Below are 16,855 nucleotides of genomic sequence, written 5' to 3' on the forward strand. Positions count from 1 at the left end.
CTTGTCACTATTTACATGGCGCCTGATCGTGAATAGTGCCTATCCTAGCAAGGGTTATACCCCACTGTTGACAATGCCACTGCTAAAATTATTAGCCGATGAAATCCCTATAGACACAAAAGACTAAGGAAAAACCATGCAATCGCCTGAAATCGAAAAGCCTATATTATACAAAGAGCAAACCGCCCTCGCCTTAGAGAATTTTAGGATCAGCGGAACCCCCATGCCAAGTGAGTTCATCCATGCTCTTGCGCTAATAAAAGCCAGTGCGGCAAAAGCGAATGCTGAACATGCGGGCCTAAATGACGAGATAGCCATAGATATACAGCGAGCGGCGATGGAAGTCGCAGAGGGTAAGCATGACGATGCCTTTATGGTTGACGTATTTCAAACGGGCTCAGGTACCAGCACTAATATGAATGTTAACGAGGTTATTGCGACGCTGGCCACTGAGAAGCTTGGTAAGCCCGTTCACCCTAACGACCATGTGAACATGGGGCAAAGCTCAAATGACGTTATTCCTAGCGCCATTCATGTCAGCGCCACTCTAGCAATTAGCCGAGAACTCATACCTGCATTACAAAGCTTAATGTCAGCAATTGATGCGAAAAGTATTTTATACCGCGAGACGGTGAAGACTGGTCGTACGCATTTAATGGATGCAATGCCCATCACACTCGGGCAAGAGCTAAGTGGATGGAGCAAGCAAATTCAATTCGCCATAACGCGTTTAATAGAAGTACTGCCGCGAATTTCTGCGCTTGCTCTCGGGGGCACTGCTGTAGGTACGGGCGTAAATACCCATCCTGATTTTGCCCACTCAGCTTGTCGTGGACTGAGTCAACTCACCGGATTACGTTTTCTGCCTGCAGATAACTTTTTTGCAGCGATAAGTAGCCAAGATACGGCCGTCGAAGTCAGCGGACATCTAAACACGTTAGCAGTGAGTTTGATGAAAATATGCAACGACCTTCGCTGGATGAATAGCGGACCGCTTACAGGATTGGGCGAAATATCGCTGGAAAAATTACAAGCAGGTAGCAGTATTATGCCAGGCAAAGTAAATCCCGTTATTCCTGAAGCTGTTGCCATGGTCTGCGCGCAAGTGATGGGCTACCATCAGAGTATTACCATTGCTGGACAATCGGGTAACTTCCAGCTCAATACCATGTTGCCCCTTATCGGTTTTAACCTACTCAGTAGCTTAAGTTTGTTGACCAACGGGATCTGTGCACTAACCCATAAAGCCATTGTACCGATGAAAGCCAATATCGATAAAATGGCACAATCGCTAAGTATGAATCCAATATTGGTTACCGCGTTGAATAGCAAAGTAGGCTACGAACAAGGCGCTCTTATCGCAAAAGCAGCCTACGAACAAAAACGACCTGTGGTCGATGTAGCAGCTGAAATGACAGATATTCCAATCGAAACACTGCGGACACTGTTAGATCCTAAATCAATGACATAACAGAGTATCAATATGAAAAGGATGAGAAAAGTATAAGGGGTAAAGTGCCCTTACTTGTTTCACAATAAAAAATTAAAATTTGTTATTGTGAAATTGTCTCAGCACTTGATTATAAAGTGATAATTATTAAAAAATTGTTAAATCTTGCAATATACTCATTATAACAAATGTTTCTCTTGACTATTAGGTGAAACATTTGTTTCATATAAGACCACTTAGTCAACTTTTAAGATCCATGAGCCACGCCGCTAAACACTTTACTAGTCAGACACCTTACGTATTGCATTTGGACGAAAAAGTAGACGACAACAAAAAATCAAAAGATTTACCTTTGTCTGGTATGACGCTTGCGGTAAAGGACTTGTTTCATATAAAAAACCTGCCTACCACAGCAGGTAATCCTGACTGGTTAGCCAGTCACCCAATCCCTGAACAGACTTCGCCTGTGGTTGAAACGTTATTAGGGCAAGGCGCATCTTTGGTCGGTAAAACAATCACCGATGAACTGGCATACAGTCTTAATGGCCAAAATATTCATTATGGTACGCCATTCAATATTTCTGCGCCAAATCGCGTACCCGGCGGCTCATCTAGCGGCTCGGCTGTTGCAGTACGAGAAGGTAGTGCAACAATAGGCTTGGGCACAGATACGGGTGGTTCCATTCGAGTTCCCGCTAGCTACAACGGTTTGTTTGGTCTTCGCCCGACTCATGGACGGATCAGTTGCGACCATATGGTCAGTTTGGCACCAAGCTTTGATACGGTAGGCTGGATAACCCGAGATTTAAACAGCCTAGCAACCGTCGCTAATGTGCTATTTGAAGACACCCAAGCGTTAGACCAAGTTGTGATTAATGTACATGCAGCACCGAAAATTGGTTTTGCACAAGAGCTCGTAGCTCAGTGTGACTATGCTGATATTCTGCTCGATACCTATCGCAGGATCGCCGCAACGTCATATAAACTTGAGTCTGGGTTGTCTAGTACATTATTAAGCCAAGCCAGTGAAACATTTAGAATCTTACAAGGCTATGAAATATGGCAAACTCATGGTCAATGGATAACTGACCAGCAGCCTACTTTTGCGCCCGATATTCAAGATAGGTTTGCGTGGTGCGCTACAATAGACAAATTTCAATACCAACAAGCCTTAAAGCAACAGCAAACGTTTATCGAACATATTAATCATCTATTTACACAATGTGATGTGATATTTTTACCTACTACACCAGGCCCTGCTCCTCTTTTAAGTCTGTCTGGTGACGATTTAGCAAGCTATCGGAATACGCTGATGAAACTAACCTGCATTGCAGGCTTATGTGGCCTACCCCAGTTACATATTCCGTTATCAATTAACTCCCATGCGCCTATGGGATTTTCATTAATTGGCCAAAAAAATCATGACAAACAATTAATTGAAATCGCCCGCATGTTATTAGAGAAACTATCATGAGCAATTCAACCACATTACGACCTGTTGCCTTCACCGCCCCGCACTATGCAGCAAGCCAGGTAGGACAAAATGTATTACAACATGGTGGCACTGCCATCGAAGCAATGGTCGCTGCTGCTGCTTCTATTTCAGTCGTTTACCCCCATATGAACAGCATGGGTGGCGACGGCTTTTGGCTGATCAGCGAACCAGGCAAAGAGCCTGTGGCCATTGATGCTAGTGGCACTGCATGTGCTCAAGCTGATCTCGCTTATTATGCAAAACACGGTACGATCCCGTCTCGTGGACCAGACGCCGCGCTCACTATGGCTGGCGCAGTTTCAGGTTGGCAAAAAGCGCTGGAGATAAGTCATACGTGGCAATCCGGATTACCCCTAAGTGAATTACTTGCACCTGCCATTGGTCAAGCCGAATGGGGCATTGAAGTCACTCAAAGTCTGCAAGATGCCAGTGAAAAAACATTTGATGACTTATCAACTATCCCACACTTTGAGCAGTTTTTGATTAAAGGAAAAAGCCTTAAAAAAGGTAAAATCCTTAAGTTGCCCGCTATCGCTAAAACACTAGCAAAGCTGGCAGAAAATGGTCTTGAAGACTTTTATAAAGGTGAAATAGCCCAAGCCTTAGCCGAAGACTTAAGCGCCGCAGGCTCGCCAATTACACTTGAAGATCTTAACGCCTATGAAGCTCAAATTGTTACACCGCTTTCAGTAACGACCTCCGTTGGAAAGCTATACAATTTGCCAGCGCCGACACAGGGCATCGCATCGTTGTTGATCCTCGCGTTATTCGACAAAGTACAGCACCTAGCCACAAACGAGGCTGATTTTGTACACTTATTGGTCGAATGTACCAAACAAGCTTTTATTAAACGTAATCAATATGTTGCCGATCAAAGTCGTGTGAGTATCGATTTACAAAACTTACTTTCCCTTGAGTCGCTTGATGCGATGGTCCTTGATATTAATATTGACAGTGCCCTGTCTTGGCCACATCTGGCAAAACCCGGTGACACCATCTGGATGGGCGCCTGTGACAGTGAAGGTAGAATGGTCAGTTATATACAAAGCATTTATTGGGAATTTGGTAGTGGTGTGGTATCACCACAAACAGGGATTGTGTGGAACAACCGTGGCACATCTTTTTCACTGCAAGCTGACAGTTTGCAGCAACTTGCTCCTGGTATGAAACCGTTCCATACGCTAAATCCCGCCTTTGCCGAGTTAAATGATGGGCGTCGTATCAGCTACGGCACAATGGGAGGCGAAGGCCAGCCACAAACTCAGGCTGCAATATTTAGTCGCTATGTTTACCAACAAAAATCACTAGCAGAATCCATCAGTTTAGGCCGTTGGCTACTCGGTCGAACGTGGGGAGATGAAAGTCATAATCTCAAAATAGAGCAAGATTTAGCGGATGATATACAAAGCGAACTAAGTGCTAAAGGGCATGACATTGCGCTTGTAGATTCGCGTAATGAATTAATGGGACATGCTGGTGCAGTTGTTATGCGACCAGACGATAACGTTTCCGCAGCAACCGATCCTCGTAGTGATGGCAACGCATTTGCAGCGCATACCTACGAATAAGTGCAGCCAATAACAAATAAATAAAACCAACCACTTGCTTAAATTACAATGTAAATGAGAAAAATATGGAATTAGTGTTAAACAATCTACCGACGATTGCCGCTTTGATCGGCACCGGTATCTTTGCTGGCCTGTTAGCAGGATTATTAGGTGTAGGCGGCGGTATTGTGATCGTACCTGTGCTATTTTTCCTTTTTCAATCGTTTGGTGTTAGCCCACAAAGCGCCATGGTTATTGCAACCGGCACATCATTGGCAACAATTATTCCTACCTCCATTAGCTCCATTCGTTCTCATCGAAAAAAAGGCAATGTTGATGTCGCGTTGCTCAGACAATGGGCACTGCTCATTCTAGTAGGCGTTCTACTGGGTAGCTGGTTGGTGACAAAAGTTGATGGCAGCTACCTTACAACGCTGTTTGGTATCGTCGCGACCTTATCAGCGTTAAACATGTTGTTTAGAACAGGTAAATCAGCGCTGGCTGAAAGTTTACCTGGCCGCGTTGGGCAATCTGTTATAGCTGGATGCATCGGTTTTTTCAGCTCCATGGTAGGCATTGGCGGTGGCACCTTATCGGTGCCCATTTTAACTGCATTTAATTATCCGGCTCATAAAGCCGTAGGTACCGCGGCGGCTATCGGGCTGATTATCTCCTTTCCGGCGGCTTTGTACTTGTTGATCTTCGGTCAGACTCCCGAGGATGCGCCGCTTGGTACCTTCGGATATATCAACCTCGTAGGCTTCGTGTGTATTGTGCCTCTGACGGTTCTATGTGCGCCGATTGGTGCAGGTATCGCATCTAAGCTTGATGCTAATAGGTTGAAAAAGATTTTCGCGGTCGTTTTATTTATTACAGGTACACGCATGCTAGCGCAATTGTTTATCTAACGCAGCGTGACAGCAACTATCAATTAACTATTACTTTATGATTTTTACTACGGAGCGCAACACATAGTGAAACACCTAACCCCCCCTCCTCGCCTACTTATGGGACCTGGACCAATAAACTGTTATCCACGGGTGTTGAGTGCGATGTCCACCCAATTAATTGGTCAATATGATCCGGTTATGACCGGCTACATGAACGAAGTCATGAGTCTATATCGAGATGTGTTCGCCACCAAAAATAAAGCCACTTTACTGATAGATGGTACTTCTCGCGCCGGAATAGAAGCCGTTTTGGTTTCTTGTATTGAACCAGGCGATAAAGTATTGGTGCCTATTTTTGGTCGTTTTGGCCACTTACTTAAAGAGATAGCAGAACGAGCCGGCGCAGATGTGCACTGTATTGAAGCAACATGGGGCGAAATATTCGAGCCCCAACAAATAGAAGATGCGATAAAACGTGTTAAACCTAAAGTGCTAGCTTTAGTACAAGGTGATACATCAACCACTATGTTGCAGCCACTTGAACATATAGGTGAAATCTGTCGACGCTTCGATGTCATTTTTTATTCTGACGCTACCGCATCAATCGGTGGCAACCCATTTGAGACAGACAAGTGGCAACTTGATGCAGTATCAGTTGGATTACAAAAATGCTTAGGCGGACCAAGTGGTAGTGCCCCCATTACACTTAGTGAACGTTATGTAGATTTAGTGCGCGGGCGTCAACACGTTGAAGCAGGTATAAAAGCAGATCATCATAGTGCAGGTACAGGCAGTCGTATTCGTTCTAATTACTTCGATATCCCCATGATCCTCGATTACTGGGGGGAAGAACGTTTAAACCATCACACTGAAGCGACATCGATGCTTTATTGCGCTCGGGAATGTGCCATTACGCTACTCGAAGAAGGGGTTGAAGCATCAATTGCCCGCCACGAATTACATGGCAGCGCTATGCTAGCAGGCATTCAGGGAATGAATCTTAAAGCCTTCGGTGACTTAACTCACAAGATGAATAACGTCGTTGGTGTATATATACCCGAGGGTGTAAATGGCGAACAAATTCGTCAACAGTTACTTCACGATTTCAATATCGAAATTGGCACCAGTTTTGGGCCATTGCACGGTAAAATTTGGCGTATCGGCACAATGGGTTATAACGCCCGCCAAGATACGGTGCTACACACATTACAGTCACTCGAAACACTACTTCGTCGAGCTGGACATAAGCTTCAACCGGGTCTGGCAATAGATAGCGCGTTTAGTATTTACAGTGAGAAAGGTTAATGACCACATTTGCACCATATGCAATTCAAACTTACGAGCGCTGTGATGTACTCGCACACTTTAGTCAAGATCCAGACTGTATAGATAGGCGCTATTTAACGCCAGAGCATTTACAAGCCAATCGACAAGTTTCACTGTGGATGGAGCAAGCCGGCATGATTACCTGGCAAGATTCAGCGGCGAATCAATGGGGTCGCTATTCAAGTGCTAACCCACAGGCCAAAACGCTGGTGATCGGTAGTCATTTAGATACGGTTCCTAATAGCGGTAAGTACGATGGCATTCTTGGTGTTTTAGCACCGTTAAGCCTAATTCAATATATGCATGATCATAATATCGAACTGCCATTTCATCTTGAATTAGTCGGTTTTGGTGATGAAGAAGGTACAAGGTTTGGCGCAACACTACTAGGCAGTTGTGCCGTAGCGGGAACATGGCAGGAAAAATGGAATACGTTAACTGACGAAAACGGAATATCACTAACGCAAGCGTTCATCGATGCAGGGTTAGATATTAACGAAGTACATACAGCTGCGCGCAACAATGCCAATACTGACGACTTTTTTGAGTTTCATATTGAACAAGGCCCAGTACTTGAAGAGCAAAATTTAGCCGTAGGAGTTGTCAACGCAATTGCAGGCGCTAAACGTTTTGCCGTAACGTTAAAAGGTTTAGCGGGACACGCTGGCACGGTGCCTATGCCGATGCGTCAAGATGCACTGGCTGGTGCAAGTGAAATGATTTTAGCAATTGAAAAAATTGCCACTCAAAAAGGTATAGTCGCTACAGTGGGACACCTTCGTTGCTTGTCAGGCGCCGTTAATGTGATATCTGGCGCGACTACATTTAGCTTGGATATTCGCAGTATTGATGATGCATTGCGGGATGAAACACTTAGTTTAATAATCGAACAGCTTCACATGATTGCAGATAAACGACGCATCAAAATGGATATTACTCCTACCCATCAAGCCCCTGCAGTGAAGTGCGACGAACGCCTACAGCAGCGCTTACTTGATGCAAGCGAAAAAAGTGATATTCCCCAGTTTATACTCAGTTCAGGCGCTGGGCACGACACCATGGCAATGGCGGCAATCTGTCCTGTCGCGATGCTCTTTATGCGTTGTGAAAAAGGCTTAAGTCATCATCCTGCCGAAGCCATTGCGGTGCACGATATTGAGGTTGCATTAAAAGTTATGTTCGCATTTATTGAGGATTATACCTGATGTACTAACGGGTCAACCCCATCTACAGCGGGTTGACCAACGTTTGAGTAATGCGATTAAAACCAGCAGCAATATAAATCATTTATCCCAGTAGTATTAAATACTACCTTCGCTTTCAATCACTAAAATTCGAGCTTCGCCAATAGGACTGGCAACATGCTCCGTGCCTTCATTGGCATAAAAAATATCGCCTGGGTTAAGCAAGTCTGTATGCACTACACCTTTAAGTTTATATTGTATTTCTACCATACCATCAAGCACCGCAAACACTTCCTCACCTTCGTTAACATGCCATCTATATGGCTCGTTAGCCCAATGTAACTTGGTCGTAATACCATTCATATTAGCAATTTTTAACGACCCCCAAGGAAGTGATGCGGTAAATTTTTTACTTCTAATAATTTCCATATATTCCTCTTTAAATTAACTGCCCGGGCGCCTTTATTATGGCCTATTTATGGAAAACCTCTGTGCAGAATCAATACTAAAATAGTCGCCTGCCCCACCGCCACGCAATATTGGCTTGGCTGCAGCTGTGTTATAAACCCCATCTTGAATAAATGCTGTATCAATATGAACGCCGACAACTTCACCTAATACCATCCATGTATCGACCAATTCACCGTCAGCACCAGTCAACTGAATGATCTGGCTTTTACGGCATTCTAAAACCGAATGACTCGCCGCGACATTCGGAACATCTATGATTTTAGATTGTCTTGTTGATAATCCAGCAAACTCAAATTCGCTTTTATCACTGGGTAAAGCAGCACTGGTTTTATTCATGGCATCCACTAACGATGCTGAAACTAAATTCCAGCAAAATTCACCGGTTTCTTGAATGTTTTTAACGGTATCTTTATAACCTATACTGGCAAAACCGATGATTGGAGGATGATAGTTAAAAGCGTTAAAAAAGCTATAAGGCGCAATATTCAGTACACCAGCTGAACTTTTTGTTGATATCCAACCAATGGGTCGCGGCGCGACTAATGCATTAAATGGATCATGTTTGAGACCATGGCCTTGACTAGGTTGATAGAAATGGCTGCGATCTGACATAAAATAATCCTTGGAAATATTGTTAATACTCAATCAAAAATAAGGATGGAATAGGCAAAATCAACTGTATCTTACTATTTTATATACTTATTTTATAAAATGAAAATAATTAATAGCCAAAAATGGACCAACCAGTTTCCTGAACTAGCATTTCAAGTGCTTCGGTACCCAATTTACTGTTACCGATTTTATCTAAACCAGGCGACCACACTGCAATCGATGCTTTGCCCGGGGCGATAGCTAAAATACCACCACCGACACCACTCTTACCTGGCAATCCCACGCGGTACGCAAATTCTCCTGACCCATCGTAATGACCACACATTAACATCAGAGAATTAATACGTCTGGCGCGATGTTCAGATACGATTTGTACACCCGTACAGTGATTTGTACCGTTTGACACCAAGAACATGCCAGCTTTTGCGAGCTGTTCAGTTGTCATGGAAATTGAACAATGATGAAAATACGTGCCCAGTACTTTTTCTACTGGGTTATCTAACCGGTCAAAAGAAGCCATAAAATAAGCAAGTGATGCATTTCTACTACCGGTCATCATCTCAGACTGAGCCACTTTTTCATCGATGGAAATACTGTCATCATTGGCGATGAAACGCACAAACTGCAATATTTCTGCGAGCGTTTCCTTAGGTGCATTATGACCCATTACTGCATCGGCAATAGCAATAGCGCCTGCATTTATAAACGGATTACGTGGGATACCACTTTCGTGCTCAAGTTGAACAATTGAATTAAATGGATCACCAGACGGTTCACGCCCAACTCGTGTCCACAATGCATCCCCTAGCTTGCCAAGGGCGATCGTTAAGGTAAATACTTTAGAAATACTTTGAATAGAGAATAAGGTATCAGCACAACCTGAACTATAGACGTGACCTTCCTGAGTGACGATAGTTAATGCAAATTGATTAGGATCGACACAGGCTAATTGAGGAATATAATTCGCTACTTTACCGCGATCCGTGCGCGCGCACATTTTTTGATAAATACTATCAACGATTTTTTGCATTGTTACACCTTAAATAAATGCGGTATTTTGCGTGACTTTAGCGCGTAAAGGTAAGCACCTTTGCGGAATCGCATATGTTTAAAGTTTTATTGTGATACCAACTGACAACATTGCATGGAAACTTTCTTTTGTCCGCCATGATTTTCTACTTGCAGCACGGGTGCTGTGTTGGTTTTATCATGAGATGTAGCGACGTTCCCCACCGGTAACCATTGGGTCCCTACTTCCACAAACCCTAAACGCTGATGGAATTTTGCTGAAGGAATGTTTGACGGTACAACATTATATTCACATACCACGTGTTGACAGCCGTGCTGTTGAGCAAATAAGAACAAATCGCGATACAAAGCGTGCCCTAATTGTTTTCCCTGGTAATGAATAGCAAGCACAATACGATCGATATACATAAAGTCATCGTAATGTTTTTTAAACCAACCATAGTTTTCATTGATGTATCTACTTTTTGGGCCCATAACTAATAAAAATCCGGCGATGACATCATCAACTATTATCACTCTGTGGTAGGCTGAAAAGTCATGTAATTTGGCGATATCAGCTCGGTTCATAGGGCTGGTATGAGCCACCTCAGCTTGGTTGAGGGTGACAATGTGCACAAAATCAGCGTCAGTCACATCTCTAATTTGGATATTATTCATTTTTTTGTGCTGCTCCTAAACTAAGCTTTAATCGGCGCATAATATATTTTAGCGTCGGGGGAGCCACCTTCCAACATGATGTAATTGTGAATGCCACCGATAACATCATCGCTATGGTGATTGACGTATATGATCGATGTCTTGTCACTCAAAGCAATCGTCTCGATTACCGCCAGAATTCGCTGACGATTGATTTCATCAAGTCCATTACAAGGCTCATCTAAAATAAGTAACGGTGGATGCTTAACCATAGCCCTCAATATCAGCGCTAATCTCTGATCGCCAAATGACAACTGCTGAAACGGTGTGTTTTCATATTCCATTAAGCCACCCAGCGTCAGCCATTTTTTGGCTAAAAAAGTTTGTCTTTTAGAGGGTTGTTGATACAAACCAATACTGTCATAAAAACCGGAAAGTATTACGTGCAACAAGCTACAATTTACCCTGTAGGATAGATGAAATGCATTGGAAAGAAAGCCAATATTCTGCTTAATATCCCATATACTTTCACCTGTACCACGCTGATAACCAAAGACATATATATCGTTCACGTAGCACTGTGGATGATCGCCTGAGATAAGTTGTAAAAGACACGTTTTACCTGAGCCATTTGGCCCACTCAGTTGCCAATGTTGACCACATTTAATTTCCCATGAAAGATTTTCTATTATCGCACCCTGAGGATAATGAATACCGACAGATGTCAGCTTAACTATTACTTCCCCTGCACTATATTGGTTACGCGTAACATTAAGATCTGGTTCAGGTAATACAAAATCATCGTGTTGTAAGCTCAATAATCGTTGCAAATCACCTACCGCATCATTGTCATGTGCGTTTACGGTAGACTGTAATTTACCTTGAACAACAAGTGCATAATGGGTAATAAATGACGGGATTTCGGACCAACGATTTAGCACAAATACAATACAAATATCCTTGTGCAACTCATCTAATAGTTCGCGTAGATTGTCTTGCATTTTACTGTCTAAACCATCAAAGGGTTCATCTAAAATTAATAAATCTGGCTGAGACAGTAACGCCTTAATAAGCAATAATTTTCGTGTTTCACCGGTAGAAAGATCGATAAAATTTCGGGCCAATAAATTTGAAAACTCGAATAAAGCGAGCAACCTAATACACCATGCAGAATCAATGATATTGGCACTTTCATGTAAATCTTCACATAACACTTGTTTAACGGTACTCGGCGTAGCTACAACATCGAGAATGTCGGCAGAGTCTTTTTCGCGCTCTTTTGCAATTAATGCTTGCTGCGCCTCATAGGAAACTAACGCAATACGTTTAAATGACGAGGTTAACATGCCGCTAAGTATCTCGCCGTGCCCAGCAAGCAATGCAGCTAATGCAGACTTACCCGCCCCATTTTGCCCCACTAAAACCCAGTGTTGTCCTTGCTCTACTGACCAAGTTACGTGCTTTACGCTAAATTGTTGTGAAAAATCGACACTGATGTCCGATAAATGAATACTCATGAAGGTCCTTGACTGTCAATACATTAATGAATACATAACGTATGTGTGAATGCTGCCACGCTTAAGCTAATTTGTTTAGTACTTCTAATACCGTAGAGAGCTGTTTTTGGCTGATATCTTTAACTGATTCGTCGAACGTGTTTTTACAGCTAAGGAAAGCGTACTTATATATATCGCGCCCAGAAAAGGTCAGTTTAACTAAGCTTACCCGTGCATCACGACTATTTTTTTCTTTTTCGACTAAATGAATTTTTTCCATGGGTGTTAACAAACGCGTAATACCTGACGCAGTAAGGTTAACCGCATCGGCTAATTCAGTGCGGGTCATGATTTGATTCTGAGCGTAATTTAAATGATGCAACACCATAAACTCGCTCAAACTTATACCGTGCACACCCAGTGCGCGGTCTGCTTTTTTCGTCATCTTACCCACTGTACCTGACAGTAAAAATAGTAATTCTAACGATGGGGGTAGTTGTCCCATTTGTTTGTCTCCCGTTACCAAAGTAGTTTAATTTAATCAGTGCACCAGCACTTTACTACAAGCACAGAAACGATACAATTACTTGATCAATCAAGCATTAATCACGGATAAATCAACCTTTAATCAAGTTTTTATTGAGCTTATAATATTTACTTATCGAATAATAGACCAGTCAAATACACAAAAACCCTTTAAAATAAAGAGCTTCAAAGATAGTGAGTACCAGCTTACATGTTTACACTTATAAGATTCAGTTCACAGTTTCGATTTAATTGTTTGATAATGTGGATATGAGAGTTTTACACTGAGAGGCTATTTGAAAAGATACTAGGCGCTAGAATTCCCACGCACTCCTATAGAGTGCGAGGGAAATTGAGTTCTAAAGAGGCTTATCGGGTAGGTTTTTATATTTTAAAAAATTGTACTTATTAAAGGTGTACTGCATTTGAATTGTGGCAATTAAATATCCGTGGTAGCCGTCTAAGAAACCCAGTTGAATAATATAGTGACGAATAAAGGCAAATAGGGAGTGTGTAATGATTGATAATCCATTCACTTTTTTGCCCTGTTCAAATTTTCCTTTAGCCCACGCTTTGGCGTAGCGATTGCGCTTATCAATGTATTCTTCCAATGAATCAAAGGTGTAATGATAAAGATTACCTTTTATGTCTATTTTTTCTGCTGCTTTACAAGAAACCGTTTCATGTACGAGTTTGTCATTAAAGTCGTACTTTTTTTTATTAAACAATCGGACTATCCTGCTAGGATACCAACCGCTGTGATAGATAAATTTTCCACAAAAATGTGTCAGTCGGTTAATACGATAAACTGTTTGATCATTTAATGAATCAAGCTGATCCATAAGTGCATCTCTAAGTTCGTCACTAACCACTTCATCTGAATCAAGGGACAATACCCAATCGTTAGACGCTTTACTTACCGCCAATTTTTTTTGAAATCCAAATCCTTTCCAATCCGAATTAACAAATATTTTGTCCGTATACTCAGACACGATTTCGATAGTTTTATCTGTACTACCTGAGTCAACAATCACAATTTCATCTGCCCACGTGACAGAATCGAGGCAGCTTCGTATAATTCGCTCTTCATTTTTACAAATAATAACTACAGATATTTTATTTTTCATTCATACCGTCAAATATTCTATTGGATAATAGCTAAAAGAATTTATTCTATAACAGTTAATTAACCAGCGTATAGGCTGAAACTTGAAAATCTAAAGAGGATACTGACAGACCCAAGGATTTGGCCTGTCATGTGAAAGATGTGTTAGCGTCGAAGAACACTGGTTAATGCATTCACGCAATAATCTACGTTTTTCTTATTACAGCCATAGCCCATAAGCCCTATGCGCCATACTTTACCAGCTAACTCCCCTAACCCAGCGCCTATTTCAAGACCGAATTCATTGAGTAATTGACCGCGAACCTCGGCATCATCAACGCCCTGAGGAATGCTCACCATATTTAGTTGTGGCAGGCGATACGCTTCTTCGACAACAAACTCGAGGCCGATATTTTCTAAACCCGCTTTCAATGCCAGGTGCATGTCAGCATGACGCTGCCAAGCTGATTGCAGACCTTCATTGTGCAAAATACGCAATGCTTCGTGCAAGGCGTATAAGCTATTGACCGGGGCGGTATGATGGTAAGCACGCTTTCCACCTTGCCCCCAATACCCCATCACTAATTCCATGTCTAGAAACCAACTTTGCACTTTAGTTTTACGACCTTTAATCACCTCTACGGCTTGTTGACTAAACGAAACCGGTGATAAACCTGGTACACATGACAAGCACTTTTGTGTACCAGAATAAATAGCGTCTATTTGCCAACCATCAACATCAAGTTCTATTCCTCCTAATGAGGTCACTGCATCGACAATAGTGAGGCAATTATATTGTTTGGCTAACGCACAAAGCGCTTGTGCGTCATTGCGAACGCCAGTAGATGTTTCAGCATGTACAAAGGCAACGGCTTTAGCATCTGGATTCGCTTTTAAGGCATCTTCTAACTTAGTTATATCCGTTGGTTTGCCCCACGTATCTTGCACCATAATCGCAGTTGCACCGCAGCGTTCAACGTTTTGTTGCATACGCCCGCCGAACACGCCATTTTGGCAAACAATCACTTTGTCACCCGGTTCGAGTAAATTAACAAAAACGGCCTCCATTCCAGCGGAACCTGGTGCTGACACGGGCATAGTCAACTGATTTTGGGTTTGAAAAGCATATTGTAATAACTGTTTTACTTCGTCCATCAATTGTATAAATGCAGGATCTAAATGCCCCAACGTCGGGCGTGAGAGTGCATTTAATATACGCGGATCAACATCTGATGGTCCAGGACCCATCAATGTTCTAACTGGAGGAATAAAGGTGTGAAATTGCGCTGTCATGAGTACTTATGCCTTATGCTTACTGATTTACCGATTATATTACCTTGATTGACATCTTCAACAAGGCTTGCATATCCGACATAAATAACATGAATGGAATAATGTAGTGATATAAGAGTTAATGAATGCTTATTTTTGATAACGTAGTGGTAACAAAACAACCCTGAGAGACAAAGACATTAAATTAAGGAATAAATTAGTAAAAACCAATAACTAACCTACACTTTATTTGAACATTGGAAATAGTTAGCGTTAGGCTCTTAATTGAGCCGTTCCCTTAGACTCGGATCGATTATTATGATCCGAGTATTTTTTATCTTTATACAAAGTTACATTGCCAAAAGTTAAACTCTCAAGCGAACATCACTTATCGACGACTAATCTTGTTGAGGCCTTAAATCCCGTAAAAAACGTTTGGCGTTTTCAACATAGTGTTGTCCTGATGCCTCTAACATTTTCTTTTGCTGGTCGGGAATGCTTTTCACTACCTTTGCTGGTGAGCCCATCACGAGTGAGCCGTCGGGTATCACCATATTCTCAGTCACAAGACTATTTGCCCCAATAACACAGTGCTTACCTATTTTAGCGCCATTTAAAATAACGCTATTAATACCGATTAATGTGAAGTCTCCGACCTCGCAGCCGTGCAACATCACTTTATGGCCTATTGTTACACCTTTGCCAATGGTCAACGGTATACCAACGTCGGTGTGTAATACACTACCATCTTGAACGTTACTGCCCTCGCCAATTGAAATAACATCGCAATCACCGCGTAATACTGCGTTGAACCATATACTACTGTTATCAGCGAGTTTCACTTTACCCATTACATGACTGCCCGGTGCGATAAATACATCGTTTCCAACACTGACTCGATCATCGCCTAATGAATACAACATGTTTACTCCTTATTTAAATTTTTCGCATTAATCCTTCTTGCATACTCGATGCAACTAGTTTTCCTTGACGGTTAAAGAATTGCCCTCGAACTAAGCCTCTTGCGCCACCACTAAACGGACTTTCTGCGCAGTACAATAACCAATCATCAAAATCAAACGGATGATGAAACCATACAGCGTGATCGATAGTGGCCATAATTAGATTCTTATCTCTGACCGAAATACCATGAGGTTGAATAGCGGTAGATAAAAAATGGTAATCAGAAGCATAGGACAACATGGCTTGATTTAGATGAACATTTCCGTGTAACACTTCTTCAGCTCTCATCCAAATATAACGTTTTGGCTCATGTACGCCGGGGTTAACAGAGTCAATTTGCTGTACAGAGCGCATATCAATGGGTTTATGATATCCAAGTGCCTCGCGCATACGCGTCGACATGCTCTCTTGAGCCACCTCATCAAACATGGTATCTCGTGGCAGCGACTCTGGTGAAGGCACATCGGGCATAACGGCAAATTGATGCTCTAAACCCGGCTCAGGCTGTTGAAATGATGCCGTCATATAGAAAATACTACGACCATTTTGAATTGCTTTAATCCTGCGTGTTGAAAAACTACGCCCATCACGTACTGTCTGCACATCAAATACCACTGGTTTTTTGGCATCACCAGGCAACAAAAAATAAGCATGAAACGAATGAGCGACGCGTCCCTCTGGTAATGTAAGTTGTGCAGCTGCAATGGCTTGCCCCATAACCTGCCCACCGAATAACGCGCGAAACCCGAGATCCCAACTTTGGCCACGAAACAAACCTTCTTCTATTTTTTCTAATGTTAATAAATCTACTAATTTAATATCGCTCATAATTTCTCAAAAAGTTTTCAATAATA

General features: G+C 42.3%; 16 protein-coding genes. 6 read left to right on the plus strand and 10 right to left on the minus strand.

Annotation, left to right across the window (positions count from 1 at the left end; all coding sequences use genetic code 11):
* Window positions 1-136 precede the first annotated feature (136 nt).
* The 6 genes from GQR89_RS10840 to GQR89_RS10865 all read left to right on the plus strand — a co-directional run bounded on the left by GQR89_RS10840 (window position 137) and on the right by GQR89_RS10865 (window position 7,913).
* Window positions 137-1,471: a lyase family protein gene (locus tag GQR89_RS10840; RefSeq protein ID WP_158770062.1), complete on the plus strand. Its 1,335-nt coding sequence runs from the start codon at window positions 137-139 to the stop codon at window positions 1,469-1,471.
* Window positions 1,472-1,706: 235 nt separating this feature from the next.
* Complete coding sequence (locus tag GQR89_RS10845) at window positions 1,707-2,924, plus strand: amidase (protein WP_158770063.1); 1,218 nt, start codon at window positions 1,707-1,709, stop codon at window positions 2,922-2,924.
* Window positions 2,921-4,513: a gamma-glutamyltransferase family protein gene (locus GQR89_RS10850; RefSeq protein WP_158770064.1), complete on the plus strand. Its 1,593-nt coding sequence runs from the start codon at window positions 2,921-2,923 to the stop codon at window positions 4,511-4,513. The genes GQR89_RS10845 and GQR89_RS10850 overlap by 4 nt, the downstream gene beginning before the upstream one ends.
* A 65-nt stretch (window positions 4,514-4,578) precedes the next feature.
* Window positions 4,579-5,400 carry a sulfite exporter TauE/SafE family protein gene (locus GQR89_RS10855; protein ID WP_158770065.1) on the plus strand — a complete coding sequence of 274 codons (822 nt, stop codon included), beginning with the start codon at window positions 4,579-4,581 and terminating at the stop codon, window positions 5,398-5,400.
* Window positions 5,401-5,499: 99 nt separating this feature from the next.
* Window positions 5,500-6,687 (plus strand): alanine--glyoxylate aminotransferase family protein, encoded by a 1,188-nt coding sequence (locus GQR89_RS10860; protein ID WP_199271430.1) that lies wholly within the window; start codon window positions 5,500-5,502, stop codon window positions 6,685-6,687.
* Window positions 6,687-7,913: an allantoate amidohydrolase gene (locus GQR89_RS10865; protein WP_158770067.1), complete on the plus strand. Its 1,227-nt coding sequence runs from the start codon at window positions 6,687-6,689 to the stop codon at window positions 7,911-7,913. The genes GQR89_RS10860 and GQR89_RS10865 overlap by 1 nt, the downstream gene beginning before the upstream one ends.
* A gap of 96 nt (window positions 7,914-8,009) precedes the next feature.
* On the opposite strand, the gene GQR89_RS10870 is transcribed toward GQR89_RS10865, so the two are convergent.
* From GQR89_RS10870 to GQR89_RS10915, 10 genes are all read right to left on the minus strand, one after another.
* On the minus strand, window positions 8,010-8,321 hold the full coding sequence (locus GQR89_RS10870; protein WP_158770068.1) for a cupin: 312 nt from the start codon (window positions 8,319-8,321) through the stop codon (window positions 8,010-8,012).
* A gap of 36 nt (window positions 8,322-8,357) precedes the next feature.
* Window positions 8,358-8,975 (minus strand): flavin reductase family protein, encoded by a 618-nt coding sequence (locus GQR89_RS10875; protein ID WP_158770069.1) that lies wholly within the window; start codon window positions 8,973-8,975, stop codon window positions 8,358-8,360.
* Between the two features lie 109 nt (window positions 8,976-9,084).
* A complete protein-coding gene (locus GQR89_RS10880; protein ID WP_158770070.1) occupies window positions 9,085-10,005 on the minus strand; it encodes a glutaminase in 921 nt (306 codons plus the stop codon).
* An 86-nt stretch (window positions 10,006-10,091) separates the two neighbouring features.
* Window positions 10,092-10,661: a GNAT family N-acetyltransferase gene (locus tag GQR89_RS10885; RefSeq protein ID WP_158770071.1), complete on the minus strand. Its 570-nt coding sequence runs from the start codon at window positions 10,659-10,661 to the stop codon at window positions 10,092-10,094.
* 20 nt (window positions 10,662-10,681) lie between these two features.
* Window positions 10,682-12,157, minus strand: a complete 1,476-nt coding sequence (modF, locus tag GQR89_RS10890) for a molybdate ABC transporter ATP-binding protein ModF (RefSeq protein WP_158770072.1) — start codon at window positions 12,155-12,157, stop codon at window positions 10,682-10,684.
* 61 nt (window positions 12,158-12,218) lie between these two features.
* Complete coding sequence (locus GQR89_RS10895; RefSeq protein WP_158770073.1) at window positions 12,219-12,641, minus strand: MarR family winged helix-turn-helix transcriptional regulator; 423 nt, start codon at window positions 12,639-12,641, stop codon at window positions 12,219-12,221.
* A gap of 379 nt (window positions 12,642-13,020) precedes the next feature.
* Window positions 13,021-13,788 carry a glycosyltransferase family 2 protein gene (locus GQR89_RS10900; RefSeq protein ID WP_158770074.1) on the minus strand — a complete coding sequence of 256 codons (768 nt, stop codon included), beginning with the start codon at window positions 13,786-13,788 and terminating at the stop codon, window positions 13,021-13,023.
* Window positions 13,789-13,931: 143 nt separating this feature from the next.
* Entirely contained in the window at window positions 13,932-15,059 is a 1,128-nt protein-coding gene (locus GQR89_RS10905; protein WP_158770075.1) for an alanine--glyoxylate aminotransferase family protein, read from the minus strand.
* A gap of 377 nt (window positions 15,060-15,436) precedes the next feature.
* Complete coding sequence (locus GQR89_RS10910) at window positions 15,437-15,961, minus strand: gamma carbonic anhydrase family protein (RefSeq protein WP_158770076.1); 525 nt, start codon at window positions 15,959-15,961, stop codon at window positions 15,437-15,439.
* A gap of 13 nt (window positions 15,962-15,974) precedes the next feature.
* A complete protein-coding gene (locus tag GQR89_RS10915) occupies window positions 15,975-16,829 on the minus strand; it encodes an acyl-CoA thioesterase domain-containing protein (RefSeq protein ID WP_158770077.1) in 855 nt (284 codons plus the stop codon).
* Window positions 16,830-16,855: the final 26 nt, after the last annotated feature.

Origin of the sequence: Paraglaciecola sp. L1A13, assembly GCF_009796745.1 — a bacterium.
In the GTDB taxonomy this organism is placed as follows: domain Bacteria; phylum Pseudomonadota; class Gammaproteobacteria; order Enterobacterales; family Alteromonadaceae; genus Paraglaciecola.